The sequence below is a fragment of the Fibrobacter sp. genome (assembly GCA_024398965.1).
Lineage (GTDB): Bacteria > Fibrobacterota > Fibrobacteria > Fibrobacterales > Fibrobacteraceae > Fibrobacter.
Map to the genome: position 1 here is coordinate 1 of JAKSIF010000023.1, position 23,848 is coordinate 23,848.

The following is a 23,848-nucleotide window of genomic DNA, read 5'->3' on the forward strand; positions in this document are numbered from 1 at the left end:
CAGTCATCACGAGCAAATTTTCCTTGCTGATTTTTTTAGACATATCGACCTCAATGGTTGTATAACGCAAAGCAGTCTCTGTCTAGGCTCCGATTGAATTATTCATTCATTACACACCGTACAGAAAAACCATATGTCTTATATTGATCGGATCGAGAATTTCCCGTAGATGATTTCCCCTGTGATCCGGCAACAGCACCTTCTTCGGCATAATTCTTTGATTCTTCAGGATAAAACCAATACGTATAATCGTTAACATCCGAGAACTCATACGCCCAATTATATCCAGCGGCAATTAAACTATACCCTGTATAGTTAAGCCCCCCAAAAGGGGTCGACCTTACACCTTTCACGCCCGCATCATTTCCATCTGCGTGAACTACAATATAAAAATCATTGTATGTAAGCAAACGCCAACCATCTGGGCAAATTCCTTGGTGGTTTTCTTGAATCAAGTGAGCACAACTCTTGGTATTACAACTATCGTTGAAGCCCATCATTTCTGCCCATTGGTAAAGTCCACCGTAATTTGCACATTTTGTGGTATCATTGTCATAGCAATAGCGTTCAACTTTAGAGTTGTCAGATTGATTCTCAGAACCATCAATCATTATACCAACATTCAAGTTTTCCGCCATAACATCGATTGTTGCCGCTTTATTATTAGTATCTTTTCCTGTCACAGTCAAATACTTGTATTTGCGTTGTTCATATTCAAATACACCATACGAAAGATTTGGACTAGTATAGTCCTGTTTTACGAAGCTACTACTCGAAGCGACTGATGACGAAGAACGCTTCACAGAAGAACTAGACGATCCTACAGAACTACTACTTTGCTTATTGCTTGATGACGAGTTCACCGACGAACTGGACTTAGCTGAGCTGCTGCTGGATCCTTCGACTCCGGCGCTGCCTCCGCTCAGGATGACACTGGATGAAGAACCCAGAATGACAACGGAGGAAGAAGAAGACTTGTCTAGATTCTCGGTCGTGGCCGAGGATGACATTCGGGAGGAACTGCTAGATTCCCGATCGGGATCGGGAATGACAGAAGAGGATGATTCATCGTCCTCAACAGCGGAACTCAGTGTGCTGTTTTCACCAGATGCGCTGGTGGAGTTGGAGTCGTCGCCGCAGGCGTTAAAGGCGAACAGCGCAAAAGCGACCGCGCTGGTGATTGTAATTTTTTTGAAAATGTTCATATTAAAACTCTGTTAAATGTGGTTATGCGCGGGGATTTTGAAAAAAAGGGCTAGTCACGACACTTGCTTTAGTCCTGAACACAACGAATGGACAATCCATTAGTTTTACGAATAACCGACATGTCAACATTTTGACCTATCGAGCCAAAACTTATTCCAAAAGCCCCCCCCCCATCGCCACCTTGAGTAGATGTCCAAAAATAAGCACCCATTCCATAAGAACGAATTTCACGGAGAACGTTATTGTTCCATTCAGCAAGATTTGCCGGTAGAATCGTAAAACCGTAATAATCAAATCCATTTCCATTAAACGACCAGTCGCTTTTTGACTTCAATAAAAGGCCGCAACGCGTCTTTTCAGGTGCATAACACTTTAAGGCAGAGAACAGTGTTTTCCATTCGTTTAAGCTTGGCAAATGCCATCCCGCCGGACAAACCCCGCGAACCTTTTCCGGCAAATCGCATGTATGAAAAAATCCACAACCGCTTCCACCATCGCTGAAGATTGCAGCAGAATCAACGGCTGCTGGCCATGTATAATAACGCCCGTAAATATTCCCCGTGTCGGAAATATCCTTATATCCGATAGAACCGAACATTGACAATGTGTCGCCGACTTGGTAATTGTAACTTAAATTTTCGGCCATCCAGGTCTGATCCGCAATTTTTACGGTTTTATAAACCTGGCCATCTCTTTCATCAGTAAATGTTCCGTGTACCACGGTTGCCGTATCAACACCGGGTATGTATTTGCTGACATCTTCAACATGAGTGTAGCCTTTTAAGCAACGGATGTGCATCATTCTTGTTGTCCCGGAATACACGCCATCGTTACTAAAACTGAAATACCATCCCTCGGCTTTAGAATTTGAAGCCCAGAAGGCTGTATGATAATGCAAAACCTTAGAATCTGTACCAGACGGAGTCACTGAAAAGCCGTAATCATCGGTGCCGTTGCCGTTGAAATTCCATCCAATCCTGGACTTCAATTTTTTACCGGCAACACTCGCCCCGCCTGCAGTATTAAACAAAGTATTCCAATCTTCGTTACTGGGCAGACGCCAACCTTCAGGACATATACCTCGAACCTGTTCATTCGGGGTGCAGCTACCTGTGGAACAGCCCTTTCCGTCATCACCGAAAACAGCTGCAGAATCCATTGCTGCTCCGTATGAATACAGGCGTCCAAAAACATCACAAGTCCGAACGGGTTCTGCCTGAAGGTCATAAATATTTGAAATCGACAGGCATGCCCTGTCTTTTTCATAAAGGGTATCCGCGACATAGGCATAGTTCAAATTTTCTGCCATCCAAGTCTGGTCACCGATTTTTACGGTTCTATATGTTTGACCATCTCGTTCATCAGTGAGTACATCATACTCTACATCTGGATTAAAGAAGTCCTCCTTGGTTTCTCCACTCCAAAATGGATAAACTTTGGGATCCACTTTAGGTCCACTTTCACCATCATCTTCATCTTTTACACAGCGGACTTGATTATCGCTCATCCCATGATCAAGGGAACTTGCATAGGTGTAGTATTGATTTGTGCGACCAATAGTAACGACATTATCAGAAGTGCCGTTATACATATACTCACCACTTGCAAGTAGATTTGCCTGAATACAATTCCGACTAGAAACTGGTGCAAGAGAAAATCCCAGAGTATCTATGCCGTTATGGCCTTCTAACCAGCCAAATCGGGATTTTAGCATAATGCCATCTATTTGGTCGTTTTTTCCCGACGCATAGAGTAACTCTTTCAGTTCTCCAAGAGACGGAATATGCCAACCTTCAGGGCAAATTGTATTCCAGACACGATACAATCTTCCGTAAATTTCACAATTTTCATCTTTTTCGTCGGCACAGCGTGAACCACTTTGCGCGTAATTCAAATTTTCCGCCATCCAGGTCTGCCTGCCAATCTTGACGGTCTTGTACACTCGGCCATCGCGTTCGTCAACCAATTCTCCATAGTTAATGTTTGGGTTCAAGAACTGCGATCTAGATGTAACTTCGGGACACTTAGTCACGGTACTGACATAGGAATTTGCTTTACTGGAAGATGAAGCAATCAAACCTTCCGAGCTACTCAAAGCACTCGACTCATCAGGTCCATTACTGGATCCAGTCCCATCGCAGGCATTAAATGCGAACAGCGCAAAAGCGACTGCGCTCACCAAGCCAATTTTCTTAATCGTTTTCACAAAAACTCCAAACATTTTCCCCCATAAATTTAGATTCCTATAACGCCTTTACCCCCCCCGAATGTAAACTTTATTAAATAGAATGCAAGTAATCGTCGTTTTTGCAGAAACGCAGCCTTGAAATTTCCCATACGCCTCACCCTGAGACATATAGAACATTTTGCATCCTGCATTCGCGTTAGGGATGGAAGCCGGCCACGGTGGGAGCTTCGCTCCTTGACTTTTCGCCTCGGCAATGACTATGCAAGCATAGTCACTGCACTCGGCTCTGGGTCAATCGAACTCGCGCGACCCTTGACTTGTGCAGTTGCCTGGAGCGCGAGGCTGAACGGACGGGGAGCGGAGCGAGCCGATAACGCGACAGCCCGACCCCGGCGGCGGTGAGATCCCCGCTCGGAGGCGGGGATGACAAGCGAGGGATGGAGCCGGGGGAACGCCCAAAAGTCGAGAGCAACCACAAAATTTTCCCCTTGTCCTCCCCCCTCTCTGTTTGATATACTGCAGGTATAACCATCAGCGTTCGCCATGCGAACAAGGAGGAAATATGAGAAGTTACACAACGTTCAGCCTGCAGTACGCCCACCGTTTCTACGGTTTCAAGGGAGAGGCGCAGTATCTTCACGGGCATACGGGTATCCTGACCATTGAGGTGGAGGATTCCATCAATGCGGGAGTGAACATGGTGTTCCCCTGCAACGAAATCCAGAAGACGGCCTGGGACATTCTGCGGAATTTCGACCACGCCCTCATTCTGCGTGAAGATGACCCGCTGCTCCCCGCGATTCTCGATGTCTATGAAAAGCAGGGCATCAGGAACGGACATCCGCAAAACAAGATGAAGGGGCCTGCGTTCAAGACGGCGCTGGCCACGGCTTACCCGGATTGCCGCCTGGTGGTGACGAAGGAGACCATGACGGTGGAAGGCATGATCAAGATTGTCTACGACCTTCTGAAAATGAAGTTGAACATCGCAAAGATTACATTCACCAGCGGAGTGAACGCCGCCTCCCAGGAATTCCCTGTCACGAGCACAGTCAAGCGCTGTCCCCTCTGCGGAATCGCCTTGGACGAAAACGGCGTTTGTCCCAAGTGCGGATATAAGGAAAAAGCATAATTCGCGATTCGCCCACTCGACGCAAAACAGAAAAGGGCTTGAGAATATTTCTCAGGTCCTTTACCTTTACCAAATCATTTTCTCGCCCTGTGCAGCGAGCAAGATTTCAATGACTTAATTTTTCTTTTCTTCGGTAGAGTTGGCTGCGTCTTTTTCCTTGGGCAAAACCAGGTTCAGAATCACGGCCAGCAGGAACACTACAGCCACGCAGTTTTCTGCGAAGATAGTCTGGAAAATTTGCGGGAATTCCTTGAACATGCCGGCGGCCTGGGTAAAGCCAAGGCCCACGCTGAGGGAGAGGCTCACGATGACCATGTTGCGCTGGCAAAATCCGCTCTTGGCCATCATGCCAAAACCTGCAAACAAAATGGAGCCGAACATCATGATGGTGCAGCCGCCAAGCACTGCCTGCGGGATGGTGGTAAGCAATGTGCCGATGGGCGGGAAGATGCCGCCCAAGAGCATAACGATGGCGCCAGTGGCGATGGTAAAGCGGTTTACCACGCCGGAAAGTGAAGCAAGGCCCACGTTCTGGCTGAAGGAGGTGATAGGGGTGCAACCAAAGATACCGGAGATGGTGCTGACGAAACCGTCGCAACTGATGGCGCCGCCCATTTCGGATTTGTGAATTTGACGCTTGAGGGCTCCATTTACGAGAGCGCTGGAATCGCCTACAGTTTCCGTTGCAGAAACCAGGAAGATGGCCACCACAGAAAGAATAGGTCCGATGTGGAATTCCGGAGTGAAGGGCAAAATCTTGGGGAGCGCCACGATGCTGCAGTTAGAAAGCCCGGAGAAGTCCACCATGCCCATGCAAAGAGCGAGAACGTAACCGACCACGAGGCCCACCAGCACGGAAAGGGAGCGAAGGAAACCCTTGGCGAAAACCTGCGTAAGCAGGCAGGTAAGCAGGGTGACGCTTCCGACAATCCAGTTGTGTGTTGCGCCGAAGTCCGCAGAACCCTGGCCGCCGGCGAAGGAATTTGCGCCGATAGGTAACAACGAAAAACCGATAGCCGTTACCACAGTCGCTGCCACGATATGCGGAATAAGCTTCAGCCAGTATTTTGCGCAAAGGCCAAGCAAACCTTCCACAATGCCGCCCACAATCACGGCGCCCATGAGGGTGCCCATGCCCTGGGTGGTAGCAATGCCGATGGAAACGGAAAGGAAGGTAAAGCTGATGCCCATGACGATGGGCAACCTGGAACCGATTTTCCAGATGGGGAAAAGCTGTACCAGGGTGCCGATGCCGGCGATAATCATACAGTTCTGAACGAGGGCCGCAGTCAGCCCCTTATCCAGATTTACAACCCCGGCAAGAATCATGATGGGGGTGATGTTTGCAACGAACATGGCCAGCACATGCTGCAGGCCGAAGGGCAAAGCCTTCAGCACCGGCACGCGGCCGTCCAACTGATAAATATTTTCCGATGAATTGTTCATAATGATTCCTTAGAACTGAATTCTTCGCTTCGCTCAGAATGACGTACTTATCGTCATCCTCGCGAAAGCGAGGATCTAGCATTTACCCCAGTTTCAAATTCGTGTTTTTCAATGGCAGTTCCGGCTGCTCCCTAAACTTGATGGTCTGGGTTTGCCAATCCATAGATTCAACGATGGCAATGGATTCCACGCGGTAGCCTTCTTCACGCAGGGTGCGGCCCCCCTTCTGCTGTCCCTTCTCGATGGCGATGCCGAGGCCTGCCACAGAGCCGCCAGCCTGATGAACCAAGTCAATCAAGGCGTGTGCTGCGGCGCCATCTGCCAAAAAGTCATCCACAATGAGAACCTTGTCGGTAGCCTTCATGTAAGGCTTTGAAATGAACACGTTGTTCATCTTCTTATGGGTAAAGGAGTAGGCCTGAGCCACGTACTTGTCGTCGGTGCTGTTGGCGGTCTGGCTCTTCTTCGCAAAAACCACGGGCACGTCGTAAAGATGTCCCAGCAGTGTGGCGATGGCGATGCCGCTGGCTTCAATAGTCAGAATCTTGTTGATTTCCACATCACGATAGCGGCGCTGGAATTCGTAGGCCATCTGGCGCATAATATCTACGTCGATCTGATGATTCAAAAAGCTGTCCACCTTAAGGATGTTGCCTTCCTTAATGACGCCGTCACGGAGAATCTTTTCTTCAAGAAAGTTCATAGTAGCCTTCCATTGTTATGCCACGAAAAACTAGTAAATTCCACAAAAGCGACTCATTTCATTTTTTTAAAATGCTTTTAAACCATTTATAAAACAAATCCTTTTCTATATTCCCAGCCATGTTCGCATACATTTGGCCCATGGCCCTAATCATTTCCTGCAACGTAATCTATCAGATTTGTGCCAAGTCTGTGTCCAAGGGAATGAACCCCTTTGCAGCTCTCGCCATCACCTACACCGTCGGCGCAATTGCATCCCTCGTTCTTTATTTCATCCTTGGAAAATCCGGCAGCTTGCTTGCTGAATTTAGGCAACTAAATTGGGCACCCATTGTTCTTGGGCTTATTGTGGTAGGGCTTGAAGTCGGTTTCATCTTTGCCTATAAGGCGGGCTGGCCCGTAAGCATCGCACAGATTGTGCAGGCCACCATTCTCGCTATCATACTGATTTTCGTGGGTTACGGCCTTTATAACGAAGCCATCACCTGGAACAAAGTGGTAGGCATTCTAGTTTGCCTGGCAGGCTTTGGCCTTATCAATCTAAAGTAAAATGAATCTACTATGAAGCTTCTTTTTTTCAAGTCTATTTTAGCAGTGGCAATTTGCATCACCATAAACTGCTGCAGTTCCACCAAAACGACAAACGATCAAAAGACCGATTCCGCGCCCAAGGCGCAACCAACGTCAAGTGGATCTGGACAACCAACGCCGGCAGCAGCGCTGGTGCCACCCTCACCGGATCCTACCCCGGCGACGACTATGTGGACTACACATCCATAGACGGCTACAACTGGGGAACCGCACAGAGCTGGTCCCATTGGCAGTCCTTCTCCGAAGTTTTCAAGCCCGCCTACGACGCACTTTCCGCTTACGACAAGCCCATGTTCCTGGCAGAATTTTCTTGCACCGAACACGGCGGCAGCAAGGCCGAATGGTTCAAAAACATGTTCGAAGTCCTGCCCACGGAATTCCCGAAAATCAAGGGTCTCGTCATCTTTAGCCAAAGCAAGAGCTACGAAGCCGACTGGGGCGTAGACACCTCCAACGAAGCCCTGGAAGCATGGAAAGCGGGCATCGCAAAATTCCCCTCTAAATAAATTCTTAACCCCACGAAAGTCCAAACAAGTTTTGGGGATTCTCACGCCTTAATTATCAAGCTGCTATTCGTAGTCCTTTACACAGCGAACAGACAGTCTTCTATTTTCATCATCTTCACAGACATAAGCAACACCTGCAGAACTGTCGCCAAATTCAACACTTGTGGCACAATCATTATTCAGTACATTCCTTGTAGAAGTCCAATATTCCCGCCCCCAGCCTTTTGCTGAGAACTTGACATAGGCATCATAGCCGTAGCCGACAGACTCCTTCCATTCATCAGAAGTCGGCAAATGCCAACCGTTGCGACAAACTTGCAACGCTTCTTCAAGAGTATAAAGGCGGCCATACTTTTCGCAATAGGTGGAGTCGTCATTGTAGCACCAGCGCTTAAGATGAGCAGAATCAGTCAAGGAGACCTGTACATCCAAATTAAAATTTGTCCATACGAGACCATTAAGTTCAACGGTATCAGCATACGTTAAAGGTTCCTTGATTTCAACCAGATCACTAAAGTCCGGCGTGGGACCTGTTACTGAAGGACGAACATCAAAATAAAGATAAGTCTCAGCGGTATCCACTAAATCCACCGTGATTACATTCACTGAGATCACATTCTCCGGAAAAGTCTGCATAGGCTGACGTTCCTCAGCAACTGTTTCGTCGGAGATTGTATCAAGAACCTTCGGATTCTCAATAAAACGTACTTCAAACACTTGATTTTCAAACTTTGCAAACTTCGCACCGATAAAACGTTCATCCACGTCAAAATAATGATCGCTAACGCAGGAGCAATTCGTCGCAGCAAAGTCTTTCGAAAAATCATAGGAAATCACCAGTGTATCGCCTGCCATTTTTGTAATTACGGGAGCGTAAACGGCGCAATAGTCCATAACGGCGGGCAACATGATTTCGTAACTTCCATTATTAGGATAAATCACAGCCGGAGCGGTGGTGTCAAAAGACACCGTCTTATACAGAACGATTTCATCCCCCAGGCCAGCCAAACAGGCCCCCATTTTCACCTGACCATAATCCGACACCACCAAATCAGCGTCCTCCAACGAAACGGAATTATCAGAAGAACATGCGGCAACTAAAGCAGCAGTAACCAATGCTGCAAAATGAGCTAATGAATTCTTATTCATAAATGGGTCTCCTAACCATATTTTGACCGTGAATCCGGCCAAGTTCTCTGACAACAATATAATCTCGTTTTGTTTCATTTACAAGACATTTTGTTTCATTTAGATAAACTTCATTTTCCACAACATACTAAAAAACTCAAATTTTTTAAATTTTTAGCAATTTTGTATCATCTCAATTTGATTATCGCAAAAAAATGCTTATATTATAACTGAAGAAAACGAGAATCTACCAATGAAACCGATTATCGAATATCAGGATTACCGCCGCTACATGCAGGACTTCTACGAAGAACGCAAGAAGAAGTCCGCCTTTACCTGGCGCGAGTTTTCAAAGATCGCCGGCTTTTCATCCCCATCCTACCTCAAGCTGGTTTGCGATGGTAAAAGCTCCTTGAGTCGCGTCGGCCTCCCCCGCGTCGCAAACGCCTTGGGATTAACCGGGTTCGAGTACGATTATTTCGAACTGCTGGTGGAATTCGGTAACGTTAAGGACGATGAAAAGAAAAAGGCAATCTTTGCAGAAATGAACCGCATTGCCAAAGAGCATAAGGTCCGCGTTTTGGAGGCAGACACCTTCGTCTACTACGAATCCTCTGTAAATTCAATCGTCCGCGAATTAGCCCCCCTTATGCCCGGCGCATTACCTAATGAGATTGCAAAAAAGATTAAGCATGACTACTCGGCCCAACAAGTTAGAGACGCGTTGTCGTTGTTGACCAAATTAGGTCTACTGCAGGAATCTGGAGAAAACGCCTACCAACAAACAGACAAGGCTCTCACCAGTTCCAGCGAGGCAATTCCTTTAGCCGTAAGGAGCATGCATCGTGAGATGGCCGACCTGGCAAAGGAATCCCTAGACAAGGTCGATGTGAGTGAGCGAAATATTTCCGGTGTTACAATGGGGGTTGACGCCGAAACGCTCACGCGCATTATGGAGGAGGTAGACATTTGCCGCAAGCGCATTATCACCTTGGCAAATGAATGCAAAAGCATCGACCGGGTATACCGTTTAAATCTACAGCTGTTCCCGCTGACAGAAAAGGTTTAGGAGAGTTATATGAAGAGTTCAAAGATCCATACACAGATTGCAACGTACTTCGCTTTTGTCGCAGCACTCCTTTACAGTGCCTGCTCTACAGATGTTGCAGGCACCGACGAGCAGACCAACAATGTTGCAGACAACCCAACATCCATCGACACTTGCTCCACAGTCGTTCCCAGGGACACTTCCGAAGTTTCATCCAGTTCCTCTAGTATTGATCAGCCATACAGTTCTTCCAGCAGCACCATTATTCCTATAATCACGGAACAGTTCAACGTCATCATCGTCAACAGAGACACTATCTACGTAAGTTCAACACACAAGGGCGACATCATCATCGACACCGTTTCTACAGGAGCCCCCGTAATCATCCAACCCAGCGAAACACCATTTGATTCATCGGCAGCAGATGACCCCGGCAGTAAAGGAACAGTCGATGACGAGCCAACCATCACTGACCCGATTATAGATGTTCCAGACACAAATATTTCCGTTTCCACCGGCGTAATTGACAGTCTTCTCTGCATAATAATGAAGACAGACACTCTCGGAACGGAAATTGTCGGCGCTCCAGAAGAAAACCCGATTTCAATACAATTCTACACATCCCAAGGTGCACTAAGTTACAAAAGCGACAACAACACACAATCCATCCACTGCGACAGATACAACGGAGAACGCCTCTACTATGATGTAGCCTACTATGGTGGTAAAATTGCCGACAGGGAATTCACATCCAACGACAGCACCGACATCCGTGAATTCGCTAGCCAGTGTAAAAGTACACAACAATTATACAAGACCGTAATTAGCACTGGCGATATTCCAAGCTACACGACAACCCAGTGCGAAGAAGAAATAATCTATGCCTCAGTTCTTGAAAATGGAGACCTCGACCATAACGTCAATCTTTCCTACGTTGACAGTGCATGGCCTGAATATGCCGAGAAAATCATCAACTTCTGCACAACAGGTCCAATTCAGGCAATTGCCTACTAGCAAATAAATTTTTTCCAAAGGATTATGGAGGTAACCATGAAAAAGACAATCAAGGCTCTGCTTTGTGGAGCATCTACACTGGCAATATTTGCCTGCTCTGAAGCGGATTCCAATTCTACCGCTCCGGAAGCATCTCGAGCACAGATAACCACCGACTCAACAGCAAAGGATTCATCAGTAGTCAACCCAGATGCAAGCAACCAGGACAATCTTCCGCAAAACGTTCCAAGCACAGAAATTCCAGACGAATCGGACCAATGCCTAACTCGTCCTGATACTGTTAGCGTAGAGCAAGCCGAAGCTTACAAAAAAGAATTCATAGAATCCGTCTTAAAAAGCGATCGAGTAGACAACGCTGTAGAAATAGACTGTTTCCTTACTCCAGATGATTTTGAAAGAATGGAGCCCTGCGGCCAATCAAGGTATTCCTTGTTAAAAGGAGACCTCATTCATCTCTGGTTAGGCGAAACAAATACTGTTCGCTGCGAAAGCGATTCCGTTGATCTTATCCGATACGAGATTTCCGTTCCTTACGAATTCCAGATGTTTGATACAACAGGTCATTTCATCAAGAAACAACTCACGACGAGTAACGAGCAGATTATCGCTGCTTTTGAAACCGACTGCGAAATCGAAGGCGGAACCAATTCTCTAGAGGAAAACGGGACCCACCTCTGCTCAATCGAGCCTACCGTAAACCCTGATTTCCCAAACTCAATTTACTACGCCGATCCCAACTGGAAAAAATATGGAAGTGCGGTCGTTAACATTTGTAAGGGCGAACCCATAGATATCAATCCTAGCGCAGTTCCGCCTATCGACTTTGACGATCAAGATCGCAGGCATCCCAATCAAATCAGGATGGGCGAATGCAAGGCTGAAGATTTCATAGTTCGTTCCGCTTTAGCAAAAGAGGCCGCCACAGAATCCCCCAAGGCAAAAATCATCACAGATGATGAAGGTAATCATGAAATCATGATCCCCGACGTCAGCGACTACTGCAGTATTGATGTAGGTCTCGTTAGGGAATTGGTTGGCGAAATACTGTACATCAGATACGACAAGGAATGCAAGGAACACGAAGCACACTTCAATTCCACCGGAAACGAAGGCTGCGACGAAAACGGTTGCATCTTAATAGCTCCCACTTACAAACAATTTGACGAAACCTGCTCTCCAGCCGTCGTTTCAAAATGCGTATGCGTCAGCGACCACTATTTCCCTGTTGATTCCGACTATTTACGCACAGCAAAATACGTCATTTTCAATGACGTCACCTACCCCATCGAAAATCCTATACAACCTTATTAATCTTCTTCTCTCCTTAAAACAGCACAAGGCGAGAGACGCGCAAGAAAAGCTTTATGATTTTCTTGCATGGCCGAGCCGAAGCTGTTTCTGAAAACAACAACAGCCCCGCACCATTTGGTGCGAGGCCGTTTTTATTATGGCTTTTAAATTAGGTGTTGCTGAAGATCTGGAAGCCACCGTAGGATTCTTGACCGTGTTCGCTCAGGTCGAGACCGCGGAGTTCTTCCTTCTCGCTAACACGCAGGCCCATAGTCTTCTTGATGACGATGAAGATGAGGCAAGCGGCCAGGAAGCAGGGGATTGCGTAGGCAACCACACCGAGAGCCTGAGTTGCGATGTTGAAGCGGCCAGTGTAGTCGAAGATACCTACAGCGAGAGTACCCCAGATACCGTTTACAAGGTGAACGGAGAGAGCACCAACCGGGTCGTCCAAGCGGAGCTTTTCGAACATGTACACAGCGAGCACTACGATCACACCACCGATTGCACCAATGATCCAGGCGCTGAGCGGGCTAACGGTATCAGCCGGAGCAGTGATAGCTACGAGGCCAGCCAAGCATCCGTTGAGAGCCATGGTAGCATCGGGCTTCTTTGCGATAATCCAGGAAGTTGCGGTTGCAGTGATGATGCCAGCGACAGCAGCGAGGTTAGTGGTCACGAGGATGAGAGAAGTATCGAAGGGGTTGCCAGAGAGAGCGGAACCGCCGTTGAATCCCCACCAGCCGAACCAGAGGATGAACACACCGATGGTTGCAAGCGGAACGTTGTGAGCCGGAATAGCGTGAGCCTTGCCGTTTACGTACTTACCGATACGGGGTCCGAGAATCAGCACGCCAGCGAGTGCGCCCCAGCCACCCACGGAGTGAACCAGTTCAGAGCCAGCCAGGTCGTGGAAGCCTTCAGCACCGAAAGCGGAGAAGTTGGAGAGCCAGCCACCGCCCCATACCCAGGAGCCAACGATGGGATATACGAAGGCTACGTAGAACAGGGTGAAGACCAGGAAGGAGGAAAGCTTGATACGTTCAGCAACAGCACCGGAGACGATGGTTGCAGCAGTAGCGGCAAACATAGCCTGGAACAGCCAGTCGGTGAACAGGGAGAAGTGACCGTTGTAGGCGGCAGTGAAGTTTGCGGGGTTCATCCAGTCGCCAATGCCGAAGCCGGCGAAACCGAGCCAACCGTTGAATTCACCCGGGTACATCAGGCCGAAGCCCAGGAGTGCGTACACGGAAATACCGATAGCGGGAACAGCCACGTTCTTAAAGCAGATGTTGGATGCGCTCTTTGCGCGACAAAGACCGGATTCAACGCAGGCAAAGCCAAGGCCCATGATGAACACCAGCATTGCAGAAATCATGATCCAGATATTTTCGGTCATGAAGATTGCTTCGCCCACGGTGGGAGCGGCTTCAGCAGCGGCAGCAGGAGCAGCTTCGACAGCGGCAACAACCGGTGCGGCAGCTTCAGCAACAGTTTCAGTAACAGCGGCGGCGGCAGCGGAAACGGTGTCAGCTACGGCAGCGGCGGTATCGACGATAGTAGAAAGTGTATCAGCCATTTTTATACCTCCTTATTAGCCAATAGCTTCCGGACCAGTTTCACCAGTGCGGATACGGATACATTGTTCAAGGTTAGTCACGAAGATCTTGCCATCACCGATGTTACCGGAGCGGGCGCCAGCAATGATTGCATCGATGCAGGGCTTTACGAATTCGTCGTTCACTGCGATACGGATGCAAATCTTCTTCAACAGGTTTACTTCAGTTTCCACACCACGATAAACCTGAGTGTGTCCCTTCTGCTGACCGCAGCCGAGAACGTTGGTCACAGACATTTTGAAGATTTCGGCTTCGTAAAGCGACTGCTTTACGCTGTTAAGCCTTTCGGGTTGAATGTAAGCTGTAATGAGCTTCATGATTTTGTCCTTGTTAGGGTTTATTTTTGTTTTCGCACTCTATACGCAAAGACCGTGCCAATTTTTTCAGACCCCACGTGACAAACAGAAAAACGCCTTATTTTTTCAAAATTCTGCATTTTTCATTTTAGAGCAAGCCTCACAAAACAAAAAACGGACTCCTTTACAGGAATCTGTTCTTTACAATTTATGAATCAGAATTTCTATTAGAATTACAATTTTTGTAAGTCGTAAAGTTCTTGTAAGAAAAATCCTCTACAAACCAGCCCTTATTATTCCAAGTTGCAATAAGATAAGTTTTGTACAAGCTTCATTTTTTGTAAAACTACTTCTTCTTACCCTTGGCGGTACCCTTCTTCTTCTTGTCCTTCATTTCTACACGGCGGGAACCGGAGCGAAGACGTTCCCAAGGAGCAAAGGACATTACGGGAAGCATCAGGGCAAAGAACCATATATTAAACACAAAGAAGTACAAGATGGCTCCCCAGACGGAGGAAGACTTGCCAGCAGCAGCACCTTCGACGGCGCCCTGAGCCGCACCACCCATATCAAAGGCGATGGCGCAAACCGCCAGCAGGGAAGCAGCCATTACCGGAACAACCATGCGCTTGGCAGACTTGACCAACGCACCGGCCTGGGGCATGCCCTCACCCAGCAACTTGCCAGCAGAAACAGAGAGGGCCATGGCTCCGGCAAAGCCCAAGGCCGAAAGAACTGCCCATACAAGCCAGGATGGTTCCAACGCCGAGGGCATTGCAGCCATCAATCCGGTGAAAAACAGCCAGGAAATAACGAAGGGGAAAAGGCCACAGGCAAAGCTAAGCTTCACCAGGATAATAGCCACCATGGAAATTACAGCCAAGGCACCGAACAAGGTTACCGGCATGCTTTCGTTTCCGCCAAGGATGTAAAGGCCACCGAAAGCCAACGCAAAGGAAACCACAGCCGCAATTCCGCTACGCAGGCCACCGAAGACTGCAAAAAGCACCACAGCGGCGATTCCTGCAACGGTCAGGAACTGGGCACTAGCCCATGCGCCTGCAGCACCGTCAATTTCTGCCATCCACATTCCCAGGGCTTCGGAAGCACCTATGGGAAGAGATGCAACACCCTGCCAGTTCGTAGCCAAAAAAGACACCGCAGCAACCACCATCACCACGATGGAAATCAGTCTAATGCGGAGTAAAATTTCCAAGACCTTCTGGATCTTGCCCGGCTTTTCTCTTAAATCCATAACTACCTCGAAATCAAAAGTTTCTGTTTTTTACTAAATGTCTTCTTGCCAAAGTTTTCAACGGCAGGGACTTCCATTTTAACCACATAGTGGTACAAGCCGTTAGCCAACAAACGTCCATGGTTGTCGTGACCATTCCAGTGGGTCACACCGGATTCAGCATTCTTCAACACACGAACAAGACGACCATTCTGGTTATAAATGAAGATATCAACCTTAGAAGGTCTGTCTACTGCAAGATTCTTGAAATAGAAGGTCGTTCCCTTCTTGCCCATGGGATTGGGAACATTGAATACGTCGGAAAGCCCCGCTTCCATATCATCGGATATTTCCACGTTGACCACCTTGACCCAAGCGTTTCCAAGGACATCGGATGCGCGAACTCGGAACACGTAGCGGCCCGCCGGATAGGCGTCCGCCGAGAATGTCATACGGACCTTAGCGCGTTTTGATGTCTGTTCAATGAAAGGCCAGGGATGGAAAGGCTCCTGCATTCCGTCCACTTCAAAGGAGATTCCTTCGTCAGCCTGTTCTCTATAGTCTAGAGCCGTGGAATCCTCGACAATAACCTGCAAGCAAGCCGGAGACTGTAACTTGACCAGTTCCCCGTCGCTAAAGGATGCTGCAACACCGCCACCGTAGCAAGATTGAATCTGGATTGACGGCGGTACGGTATCCTTAATGGAATCCGCATAGGCAGAAACACCGGAAACAATCAAGCCGTTTTCCCAAACACGCCCCACGGAAGCGTTCCTGGATGAAAACGCCCAGGCAGAAAATTCAGCAGCTGTATCACCAAAGGAAATCTTGCGAGGCGTTACGAATTCAGTATTGAAACGGCCATTCTTCACCGGAATTTCTTCGGAGTAGATCAGGGAACCCTCGTAGAACACATCTACGTCACGGTCCACAGAAACCAGATTCACAGGCTTGGATGTGCGGCCTTCTGTAAGCATGAGATTGATTCGACCATCCTGCATTCCTTCAATGGAGCCAGACAAGGTCATCTTATCCAAAGCCTTCAAAGTATCAAGTTTCTGATCCAAGGTTACCTTCAAATCGGATTTCGGCATTTGGATTACAGGTTCACCAAGAAGAACATACTGTTCGCCATTATACCTTTCCCTGGTAAAGGACGATGTCCACTTGCCCTTAGCCTTTACCAACGCATCACCAATAAAGGAGCCGTTATCAAAAAGTGCATTCTTCATGAAGGCTGTGGCCAAGTCGTTATTGTACTTGGCAAAGGTTTCACGGACAGCGCCAATGGAAGCGATGGAGCCCACCCCTTCTGCCACAAGGAATTCCTCAGACAGGGAACGCTTGGAGCCTTCGTCGAAACGAGCAACCGTACAGGAGAAGGAGCCAAGAATGGTATTTCGGCCCCTGTTGGACAAGTTCGAAAGATAGCTAGGCTTCAGCAGGCCTTCGCTAGCCCAGTCCGTCATGGAACCATGGCCGTAATAAGTGGTAAACAGGGCTCCCTGCCCCATGATGTTCAGTAAGTCCGTTGCAGCTTCCTTCTTCTGTCCTGCAGCATCTTCCTGGTAATCCAGAAGGTAAACCTTCTTCATTCGCCAGCGCAAGCCCGTCAAGGCAGCCATGCTGTCAATAGCCGCGGCCAGCCTCTCCTGGTATTCCGTATGGCCGGCACCATCTACAAAGCCACTATTGTACGCGTCGTCGGCAGCAAGCAAAAGATTGGATCGCCAGTCAGAATAGTCCATCTCGCCAAGTTTCTCGTAGTCCTTAGCCTTCTGGATATAGTTTGCGAATTCCACGTTGGAAGCAACGGGCAAGCGTCCAAGGGCAATGTCCAAATCATACACACCGTAACGTACGGATTCTCCAGAGTCCAAAGCCATGAAGAAATCTTCCGTAACATTGTCTTCCTTCTCAAAAGGCGGAATGTAGTTCTTACCCAGCTTGCTGTTGAAAGCCCTGTAGTCATAATGTCCCGCACCAGCCAGCAAAGCGTACTTGAAGTTGGGGCAGACAGAACGTACATAGGCAAGGTAATTACGAATAGCCACAGGAGACATGCGGCCGCCAGTATAGTGCCTGTAGATGTCTTCCACAGCTACAACTGAAGTCGGGATTGAAGAAACCGCTGTACCGCCAGATCTGAAATCGGCAAGGGCAACCGCGGCATCCGCAAATTCAGCAGGAGCAATAATCAGGTATTCCAGCTTCGAGCTGGGGCTGGTTATATCACGTAGCAGGCCATCAACAGCAAGAGGCTCGGCCTCCACCTTGAGTCCACTGCGATAGGAGTTCTTCTTGACCGCAAGATAACGGACATCATCAGACAGGCGAACGCTATCCTTGGCAACACCTCCGGCAGCATCCAGAATTCCAACCGGGACGCTGTTCACGAATTTCATCACCAGGGAATTGGAGGGCACCGGGACATTGATAACACCAGAAACAGCACCAGGCAGAAGCCATTCCGATGAATCCACCTGAGGGGTCCACTGGTAGGCTACAGTATAGCCGTCGAAACGGTCGAACTGTCTTTCGTTGGGCAGCATTACCAAGGTATACTGATTATCCTTGGCCATCAGGCCAGGATTGTCCATCCTGAAATTTCCTCCAGGGAGAAGAGCTGCCTGGAAGTCTGTCACGTGATTGTGGTTGCTGTCAAAGAGGAATCGAATTCCGGCCATTCGTTCCTTGTAGCTGTAGCCCGAGAATTTCAAGTCTACAATCTGGTCATCAGGATTTACAGCCTGGCCCGCCCAGACAGAACGATGGGGATGGAAGGTTATAGCAAGATGCTGGCGACCGCCTTCAACAAAGCCCGGCAGGTTTTCTGTTTCAGGAGTATTCAACACCGACGGGTAGGCATAGGTTGTATCCGTGCGGGCATGCCACAGCCAGAACCATTCCTTACCCGTAGCAGATTCCCAATCCAGTTCCTTACCGTAGTAGGTGTCTCTCAGGATGGCGTCCTTTTCGGCGCGAACATAGCGCATCCACTCAACGTCATGCCCGGAACCAGAAGCAGATTTCAAGGGCTGCGTGTAGCGGAGCCCCTTCCCCACGCTCTTCCAACCGAAATTAAAGTGCTGGTAAGAGGAATAGGGAGAGTAAGAATGGAAATAATCCATCTTGCCATTTTCAAAAGTGGAGTCTTCTTGATCGCAGCGTTTCCAGAAGCTGGAACCGTAACCGAAGAATATCAGGGTGTCTCCATCATCGAATACGCCATCGGCCTGCGGACTGTAGGGAGAATGGTCCCTGATCTCGATAGGAATTTCAAAAAGGTGGTTTGGATTGCGGGCGGCCTCGCCAGGAGCCATATCAGCCAATGTATCCGGGGAAGCGCCATAAAGGCAAATCTTATCCACAGGAATGCCATCCAGTTCCTCGTGACGCTGCATCAGCATCATGGCGTTACGGATAGTCTTGAAATCCACTGCGTAGAGACCGTCTTCGCTAAAGGTGGCCATGTTCTTGTCGCCCACGATGAAGCGGGCCAGGAATGTCACGTCCTTGGTCTCGTTGGCGGCGGCCTTACGCAGGCTCTTGCGAAGCGCGGACTGGTTTACGCCAAAGCGGGATGCACCCGCCGGATTCAGCGCACGACCGACGGCACGCTTGCCGGGATTCACGCCCGAGGGCTGACCGTTGAAATGAACCTGCAGTTTGAACTGCTTACGAAGAGAAACCGACACACCATTCCTTACGTAAAGAGGTACTCGTATATCGGTAAACCAGAGGCCATCCTTAAGTTCCGGAGTAGACGCAACCACCGGCAGAAACTTCAGGGGTGCATCCTTGCAGAACGGCTTTCCCAAAGAAACCAGCTTTTCATCGACAACGGAAACCTGTGGCGCACTACTGGACGGCAGGGCGACGCGATAATATCTGAAGGGGACTTCGTTTTCATCCTCATAGTGAGCCCCTTCCGGCAAGAACCGGCTTCCCGGAGTTCCCTCTTCGCAGCCATGCACCGACGCATCTACGACAACATCTTGAAATACGAACTTGCTTCTAGAATCCTCGATAACCTTCGAGGCAAAAGCAGGCATCGCACAAAACAGTCCGCCAAGAAGCAGACCAAGTAACAAATTCTTTTTTTCGCAAAAAATCACATTGCCAAAATAGCAAATGTGCTTACGGACGAGTAATCAGAAGCTCGCAATAGCCGCTTCCATTGGTCCTAAATTCCACCGTTTCGCCTTTTACAGTTTTCGTCTTGAACAAGGTGAAGTATTCAGGTGCAAAACCTCGCATAAGAATGGCCTCCAGTTCATCCTTTTTCATCATGAACCTGGAATTCCATTCACTCATATACCAATGCCAGGGCTGCCAGCTGAAAATGCCACGGGTAGACTGCACAAAGGCCCTCAGCATCAAGGAATACTCGTACTTGAAATAGTCCTCAAAATCACGGAGAATGGCGTTTTTCTCTACAAAGGTCTTGGTCTTGTATTCAGGATCCAAATGAAGAGGCTCCTCGCCCGTTATTTTATATGTAAAACGAATCTCGTGGTCAGTAACCTTTACAGTCAAGTTACGCTTATCTCGATGGACAAATTCAGTTTGGGAAACCTGTTCGTAATCCCTAAAGACAACATTCGGAGTCAGCACTGAATTGATAGACAAGGCGGCCGGTTTTGCATCCAGCTTGCCCAGTTCGTAAAAGGCGATCACTTCGCCTCGGCCCTTCTGCAGAAGAACCGCAGCCAAGGGCTTTTCCCTTTCCACAATAACCCAGACCATTTCCGGCTTGTTATCTGCCTTCAGCATCGGGTCCAGTACAGACATGAGGGACGGATCCTTTTCCCCATTTACATCCCATTCCATCCAGGTTCCTGTGCCGCCTACAGAATCCAGCACGGCAAAAAGTCTATCGCCCGAAAAAGGGGCCTTGGAATCAACGGCACCTACAATGCGAGCCTTTTCCGGAGCGGCGAAAGCAAAGCTTACCGCCACAAGCAAGAACAACAAATAAACAAAAATATTTTTCATTTTGGAGGTTCGAGGCGCGAGGCTCCAGGTTCGAGGTACGAATCATGAATTATGAATTATGAATTACGAATCCTTCATTCTTCATCCTTCATCTTTCATTCTTCACCCTTCATCCTTCATCTTTCATTTTTCATTGTTAATTGTCTAGAATCCAATGGGTTCGCAAAGCGAGTCGTCAAGGCGGCTGTACTGCAAGTGGTATTCCTTGTCAAGCCAGTAGAGAGCCAACTTCTTGTTGCTCCAGCTCTTCTTGACAGCGGTGGCCTCAATGCCCTTGGTAATCAAGGGGACCGTTTCCGCCAGGTTCAGTTTCCAGTCGTTATCATCCCATTCGAAAAGCATAATGGGCACCTCGGGACTCTTGGCAAGGCCTACACTTCCGCGGTCGTTCTTCACTTTCACCGGACCAAGCTTCAAGCTGGTAAAGCGCTGGAACATTCCGGCCTTGGAAAGGAACAGCCAAAGCATCTTGTCTTCGGAAACCTCCCAGAGGTGTTCCCGTTCATAAAGACGATAGAGGAGAATGGAATAGATTTCGTAGAACTGGCAAGTATCCAAATCCTCTGCGGTATAGCTGACGGCGTGAGCTTCCAGAGTATCCAGCCAGTATTCAGAAGTATCCGTCAACAGCTTGTACATTTCTTCGGCAGGAGTATCGTTCTGGACAGCAACCAGGAACTCCTGGAACATCTTTTCCAGGGCGGTTACCTTGTCCTGTTCTCGATCCTGGTGCTTAATGTCCTTTACCTCGGCAGGAGCGCCCAACGTGGCTTCCAGGACAGATTCTTGCTTGGGAGAGGAATCCGCCTTGTCTGCAGAGCCTGCACAAGCCGCCAAAAACGCCATGGCGCCTGCAGCAATCCATAGAACTATTTTATTTTTCAGTACATGCATCGCGATACCTACCTTAAAATGACTCTCGACGAACTTCTTCGGGCCTGTAACCTTAAGGGTTTCCAGGGAAGTGGCCCAGGAGGCCAGCACCGTAACAAGACCAATACGGGAGTCCTTCTTACTCTTCGAGATTTTAATTTAGAAATCAAATCCTGTGAAGGTAGGAGCGCACACGAAAATAAGATACATGCATTGCATAGAATGCAGATGGCCCTGGCCCTACAGGTCCGAGAGGAACCCGCAAATCTAGAAATGAAGTTTCCAGGAAGCAATGGCCACCTTCAGCCCTCCAACGCCCTTTTCCCCCTGTTTGTGGCCCACGTATTCGACATTATGTGCAGCAAGGGGGGCGACACCAAGAAAGCGGCAGAAGCCTTTGGGCTCACCCCCACGGCACTGGTAAAAATCCTTAGACAGGACAAGGCTTGTGCCACCAAGCTCCAGGGAAACAGACAAAGCAACGGGCAAAAGCCTCTCAAGTTGTAAACAAAATTTTCCGTTTTTTATTTCGAAAATACAAGTCCTTTTCCCGGAAACTTCCGTGTTTATAAAGTAGGACCCCAAGAACAAGGAGGTTTTATATGAGTCCTACTAAGAAATACCGTACCCTGTTTGGTTCGGCAGTATCCTTGATGTGCGCTGCAAGCCTGTGGAACTGCAGCGACCAGACATCTTCCGAAAAAATCAACGCCGTAGAGGGCGTATCCACCAATGTGGCCCTGGCTTTAAACTATGCAGAAACCCCGCTCCTGGACAGCCTTGTATTGGACTGCTACGGAACGGACACCTTGCACTTCGTCCATTCCACCGACAACGGCAAGTTCAACATGGACTTGTTCCCCGGAGACCACTGGAATTTCAAGGCAAAGATCTACGCCAACGGCGCCCTGATGCAGGTAGGCGAACTGGAAACGAAGCTGACCGCGGGCACCAGCGTAAACTTGAACATCCAGATGCACGCCATCGTAGGATACGTGTATATTGAGGTTCCCCTTGGTCTGAATAACGATGCGGGAGTCAAGTCCGGCATTATGAAATTGACGTCTGACAAGGACAGCTACAGCATCCCAATGGAGCAGACTGCCAGCAGCGGCGTTTTCAAGAGCGACATGCTGAAGCTTGGCGCCAACTATGACGTAGAAATTATCCTGTATGACGCCCTAGGCAAAGAAATCTATAAGTTGACGGATCAGTTCCTGCTGACAGAAGATAGCCCCGTACCTGACCTTACATTAAATTCTCTCAGAACCCAGGTAGCCCTTGCTGTGAACGCCGCCAGCAACAAGAACGTAAGCCTGTCGCTTCCCCTGCCGGCAGGTTACCGCAAGCCCAGGATTGACGACCTGCTGATTACAGAAGTATTCCCCGCTCCCGATTCCAAGGACTCTAGCCAGTTCGAGTTCGTGGAAATCTACAACGGCAGCCTGGATACCCTTATTCTTGACGACTGCTCCATCGGGCTGACCAGCTCCAGCACCCTCAAGACATTCCCTCTGACTGTAAGCGAAATCCTGCCGAACCAGGCGCTGGTGCTGGGCAGTTCCATCAGCGAGAAGACTCCAGCCCTGTTCATCAATACCGATGGTTGGGCCGACATGACAGGAACCAAGGGCGCCGTCGTATTCAAGTGCGACGGCATCACCTTGGACACCCTGTTCTACGCCGGCGAACCAGACAGCCTGCACACCAATGTGGTACCGGCCCTCGGTAGCAGTAAGTACGGCAGTTCCGCCCAGCTCAAGCTAGACCAGTGGAAGAACCGCGCCGACTCTACAGCCTGGACCCTGGCCCCACCTACCCCAGGCGAAATCTAGACTTACCTCATCCAAAACAAAACGCCCCGTTCGCAAATGCGGACGGGGTCGTTCAAATGTATCTGGAAATCGAAGCCTAGCTCAAACGAAGAGCTTGCCCGATTTTATTATGCGTGAATCTGGGTATTTGCGCGTTCTACGTCGAACAGACGGCGGAGAAGTTCGGTACGGGCCGGATCACGTTCTTCAGCCAAGGTCAACGGGCCCATGTTAATGGCCACCAGGATAGAACCCGGATAATTATTGGCATTCTTGACAAATTCGCTTTCAGAAACACCTTCGGTATAGAAGTCCACGACAAAAGTATCCCAGTCTTCGTTTTCAAGCTGTTCCTGGGCTTCGGCCTCAGTCTTTACAGCCTTGATGTTGGCTCCGACCAGCAAGTCGGTAAGGACTTCAAGACAAATTTCACGGCGGGTGTCGTCTTCTTCCCAGATCAGGATGCAGCGGTCACTGTAGTCACGGACAACCGGAGTGGAACTTTCGGATTCGTCGTCAAAGAATTCCTTGGCGGATTCGTCCATTTCTTCATCGTCAAAATTATCAAATTCTTTTGCCATAGTAGCACAAATATAACAAATGAACAGTGAACAATGAATAATGAATAATGAAAAACTTGGCGCTCCGCGCTTTTTTAGAACCGGCAACGCCGGGATTATTCACAATTGTTAATTGTTCATCGTTAATTGTTAATTGGGGAAACTTGCCATATATATGGTATTTTTCTAAATTTGCGCGCAAA

21 protein-coding genes and 1 pseudogene are annotated in these 23,848 nt (G+C 48.7%); 10 read left to right on the forward strand and 12 right to left on the reverse strand.

Annotated features, from left to right (window positions below; all coding sequences use genetic code 11):
- Positions 1–98: 98 nt before the first annotated feature.
- The gene (locus tag MJZ26_09855; protein ID MCQ2106084.1) at positions 99–803 is read right to left on the reverse strand and encodes a hypothetical protein; all 705 of its coding nucleotides are present in this window, start codon (positions 801–803) and stop codon (positions 99–101) included.
- A 40-nt stretch (positions 804–843) separates the two neighbouring features.
- Between MJZ26_09855 and MJZ26_09860 the strand changes: the two genes are divergently transcribed.
- Positions 844–1,221, forward strand: coding sequence for a hypothetical protein (locus MJZ26_09860; GenBank protein ID MCQ2106085.1), 378 nt, complete (start codon positions 844–846; stop codon positions 1,219–1,221).
- A gap of 52 nt (positions 1,222–1,273) precedes the next feature.
- Here the strand turns inward: MJZ26_09860 and MJZ26_09865 are convergent, their stop codons facing one another.
- Positions 1,274–3,412, reverse strand: a complete 2,139-nt coding sequence (locus MJZ26_09865) for a hypothetical protein (GenBank protein MCQ2106086.1) — start codon at positions 3,410–3,412, stop codon at positions 1,274–1,276.
- A gap of 544 nt (positions 3,413–3,956) precedes the next feature.
- On the opposite strand from MJZ26_09865, the gene MJZ26_09870 reads away from it, so the two are divergent.
- Positions 3,957–4,526 carry a 6-carboxytetrahydropterin synthase gene (locus MJZ26_09870; GenBank protein MCQ2106087.1) on the forward strand — a complete coding sequence of 190 codons (570 nt, stop codon included), beginning with the start codon at positions 3,957–3,959 and terminating at the stop codon, positions 4,524–4,526.
- A 114-nt stretch (positions 4,527–4,640) separates the two neighbouring features.
- Here the strand turns inward: MJZ26_09870 and MJZ26_09875 are convergent, their stop codons facing one another.
- Positions 4,641–5,972: a purine permease gene (locus tag MJZ26_09875; GenBank protein ID MCQ2106088.1), complete on the reverse strand. Its 1,332-nt coding sequence runs from the start codon at positions 5,970–5,972 to the stop codon at positions 4,641–4,643.
- Between the two features lie 82 nt (positions 5,973–6,054).
- Complete coding sequence (locus tag MJZ26_09880; protein ID MCQ2106089.1) at positions 6,055–6,675, reverse strand: xanthine phosphoribosyltransferase; 621 nt, start codon at positions 6,673–6,675, stop codon at positions 6,055–6,057.
- Between the two features lie 140 nt (positions 6,676–6,815).
- On the opposite strand from MJZ26_09880, the gene MJZ26_09885 reads away from it, so the two are divergent.
- Together MJZ26_09885 and MJZ26_09890 are read left to right on the forward strand one after the other, a co-directional pair.
- Complete coding sequence (locus tag MJZ26_09885) at positions 6,816–7,223, forward strand: DMT family transporter (protein ID MCQ2106090.1); 408 nt, start codon at positions 6,816–6,818, stop codon at positions 7,221–7,223.
- A gap of 53 nt (positions 7,224–7,276) precedes the next feature.
- A complete protein-coding gene (locus MJZ26_09890; protein ID MCQ2106091.1) occupies positions 7,277–7,771 on the forward strand; it encodes a hypothetical protein in 495 nt (164 codons plus the stop codon).
- 63 nt (positions 7,772–7,834) lie between these two features.
- On the opposite strand, the gene MJZ26_09895 is transcribed toward MJZ26_09890, so the two are convergent.
- Positions 7,835–8,920 (reverse strand): hypothetical protein, encoded by a 1,086-nt coding sequence (locus tag MJZ26_09895; protein MCQ2106092.1) that lies wholly within the window; start codon positions 8,918–8,920, stop codon positions 7,835–7,837.
- 232 nt (positions 8,921–9,152) lie between these two features.
- Between MJZ26_09895 and MJZ26_09900 the strand changes: the two genes are divergently transcribed.
- From MJZ26_09900 to MJZ26_09910, 3 genes are read left to right on the forward strand one after another with little or no spacing between them, the layout of a single operon-like run.
- A complete protein-coding gene (locus tag MJZ26_09900) occupies positions 9,153–9,968 on the forward strand; it encodes a TIGR02147 family protein (GenBank protein MCQ2106093.1) in 816 nt (271 codons plus the stop codon).
- 9 nt (positions 9,969–9,977) lie between these two features.
- The gene (locus MJZ26_09905) at positions 9,978–10,961 is read left to right on the forward strand and encodes a hypothetical protein (GenBank protein ID MCQ2106094.1); all 984 of its coding nucleotides are present in this window, start codon (positions 9,978–9,980) and stop codon (positions 10,959–10,961) included.
- Positions 10,962–10,997: 36 nt separating this feature from the next.
- On the forward strand, positions 10,998–12,272 hold the full coding sequence (locus MJZ26_09910; GenBank protein MCQ2106095.1) for a hypothetical protein: 1,275 nt from the start codon (positions 10,998–11,000) through the stop codon (positions 12,270–12,272).
- Between the two features lie 148 nt (positions 12,273–12,420).
- On the opposite strand, the gene MJZ26_09915 is transcribed toward MJZ26_09910, so the two are convergent.
- From MJZ26_09915 to MJZ26_09940, 6 genes are all read right to left on the reverse strand, one after another.
- Positions 12,421–13,830, reverse strand: a complete 1,410-nt coding sequence (locus tag MJZ26_09915; protein MCQ2106096.1) for an ammonium transporter — start codon at positions 13,828–13,830, stop codon at positions 12,421–12,423.
- A 15-nt stretch (positions 13,831–13,845) separates the two neighbouring features.
- A complete protein-coding gene (locus MJZ26_09920; protein MCQ2106097.1) occupies positions 13,846–14,187 on the reverse strand; it encodes a P-II family nitrogen regulator in 342 nt (113 codons plus the stop codon).
- A 325-nt stretch (positions 14,188–14,512) separates the two neighbouring features.
- Entirely contained in the window at positions 14,513–15,421 is a 909-nt protein-coding gene (locus tag MJZ26_09925) for a hypothetical protein (GenBank protein ID MCQ2106098.1), read from the reverse strand.
- 2 nt (positions 15,422–15,423) lie between these two features.
- Positions 15,424–19,455 (reverse strand): C25 family cysteine peptidase, encoded by a 4,032-nt coding sequence (locus MJZ26_09930; GenBank protein ID MCQ2106099.1) that lies wholly within the window; start codon positions 19,453–19,455, stop codon positions 15,424–15,426.
- 85 nt (positions 19,456–19,540) lie between these two features.
- Positions 19,541–20,398: a hypothetical protein gene (locus MJZ26_09935; protein MCQ2106100.1), complete on the reverse strand. Its 858-nt coding sequence runs from the start codon at positions 20,396–20,398 to the stop codon at positions 19,541–19,543.
- 144 nt (positions 20,399–20,542) lie between these two features.
- Positions 20,543–21,382, reverse strand: coding sequence for a hypothetical protein (locus MJZ26_09940; protein MCQ2106101.1), 840 nt, complete (start codon positions 21,380–21,382; stop codon positions 20,543–20,545).
- Here MJZ26_09940 and MJZ26_09945 point away from each other — a divergent pair.
- The 3 genes and pseudogenes from MJZ26_09945 (at position 21,311) to MJZ26_09955 (ending at position 23,106) form a co-directional block, all read left to right on the forward strand.
- A pseudogene (locus MJZ26_09945) lies at positions 21,311–21,463 on the forward strand (peptide chain release factor). The gene MJZ26_09940 and the pseudogene MJZ26_09945 overlap by 72 nt on opposite strands.
- 36 nt (positions 21,464–21,499) lie before the next feature.
- On the forward strand, positions 21,500–21,778 hold the full coding sequence (locus tag MJZ26_09950; protein MCQ2106102.1) for a hypothetical protein: 279 nt from the start codon (positions 21,500–21,502) through the stop codon (positions 21,776–21,778).
- A 95-nt stretch (positions 21,779–21,873) separates the two neighbouring features.
- Positions 21,874–23,106 (forward strand): lamin tail domain-containing protein, encoded by a 1,233-nt coding sequence (locus MJZ26_09955; GenBank protein MCQ2106103.1) that lies wholly within the window; start codon positions 21,874–21,876, stop codon positions 23,104–23,106.
- A gap of 107 nt (positions 23,107–23,213) precedes the next feature.
- Here the strand turns inward: MJZ26_09955 and MJZ26_09960 are convergent, their stop codons facing one another.
- Positions 23,214–23,666 (reverse strand): hypothetical protein, encoded by a 453-nt coding sequence (locus tag MJZ26_09960; protein MCQ2106104.1) that lies wholly within the window; start codon positions 23,664–23,666, stop codon positions 23,214–23,216.
- Positions 23,667–23,848 lie beyond the last annotated feature (182 nt).

Coding starts and splice junctions, on each gene's coding strand:
- MJZ26_09905 (MCQ2106094.1), top strand. CDS start 9,978: ATGAAGAGTTCAAAGATCCATACACAGATTGCAACGTACTTCGCTTTT.
- MJZ26_09870 (MCQ2106087.1), top strand. CDS start 3,957: ATGAGAAGTTACACAACGTTCAGCCTGCAGTACGCCCACCGTTTCTAC.
- MJZ26_09960 (MCQ2106104.1), bottom strand. CDS start 23,666: ATGGCAAAAGAATTTGATAATTTTGACGATGAAGAAATGGACGAATCC.
- MJZ26_09935 (MCQ2106100.1), bottom strand. CDS start 20,398: ATGAAAAATATTTTTGTTTATTTGTTGTTCTTGCTTGTGGCGGTAAGC.
- MJZ26_09920 (MCQ2106097.1), bottom strand. CDS start 14,187: ATGAAGCTCATTACAGCTTACATTCAACCCGAAAGGCTTAACAGCGTA.
- MJZ26_09915 (MCQ2106096.1), bottom strand. CDS start 13,830: ATGGCTGATACACTTTCTACTATCGTCGATACCGCCGCTGCCGTAGCT.
- MJZ26_09875 (MCQ2106088.1), bottom strand. CDS start 5,972: ATGAACAATTCATCGGAAAATATTTATCAGTTGGACGGCCGCGTGCCG.
- MJZ26_09955 (MCQ2106103.1), top strand. CDS start 21,874: ATGAGTCCTACTAAGAAATACCGTACCCTGTTTGGTTCGGCAGTATCC.
- MJZ26_09950 (MCQ2106102.1), top strand. CDS start 21,500: ATGGCCCTGGCCCTACAGGTCCGAGAGGAACCCGCAAATCTAGAAATG.
- MJZ26_09880 (MCQ2106089.1), bottom strand. CDS start 6,675: ATGAACTTTCTTGAAGAAAAGATTCTCCGTGACGGCGTCATTAAGGAA.
- MJZ26_09895 (MCQ2106092.1), bottom strand. CDS start 8,920: ATGAATAAGAATTCATTAGCTCATTTTGCAGCATTGGTTACTGCTGCT.
- MJZ26_09885 (MCQ2106090.1), top strand. CDS start 6,816: ATGGCCCTAATCATTTCCTGCAACGTAATCTATCAGATTTGTGCCAAG.
- MJZ26_09925 (MCQ2106098.1), bottom strand. CDS start 15,421: ATGGATTTAAGAGAAAAGCCGGGCAAGATCCAGAAGGTCTTGGAAATT.
- MJZ26_09930 (MCQ2106099.1), bottom strand. CDS start 19,455: ATGCCTGCTTTTGCCTCGAAGGTTATCGAGGATTCTAGAAGCAAGTTC.
- MJZ26_09900 (MCQ2106093.1), top strand. CDS start 9,153: ATGAAACCGATTATCGAATATCAGGATTACCGCCGCTACATGCAGGAC.
- MJZ26_09910 (MCQ2106095.1), top strand. CDS start 10,998: ATGAAAAAGACAATCAAGGCTCTGCTTTGTGGAGCATCTACACTGGCA.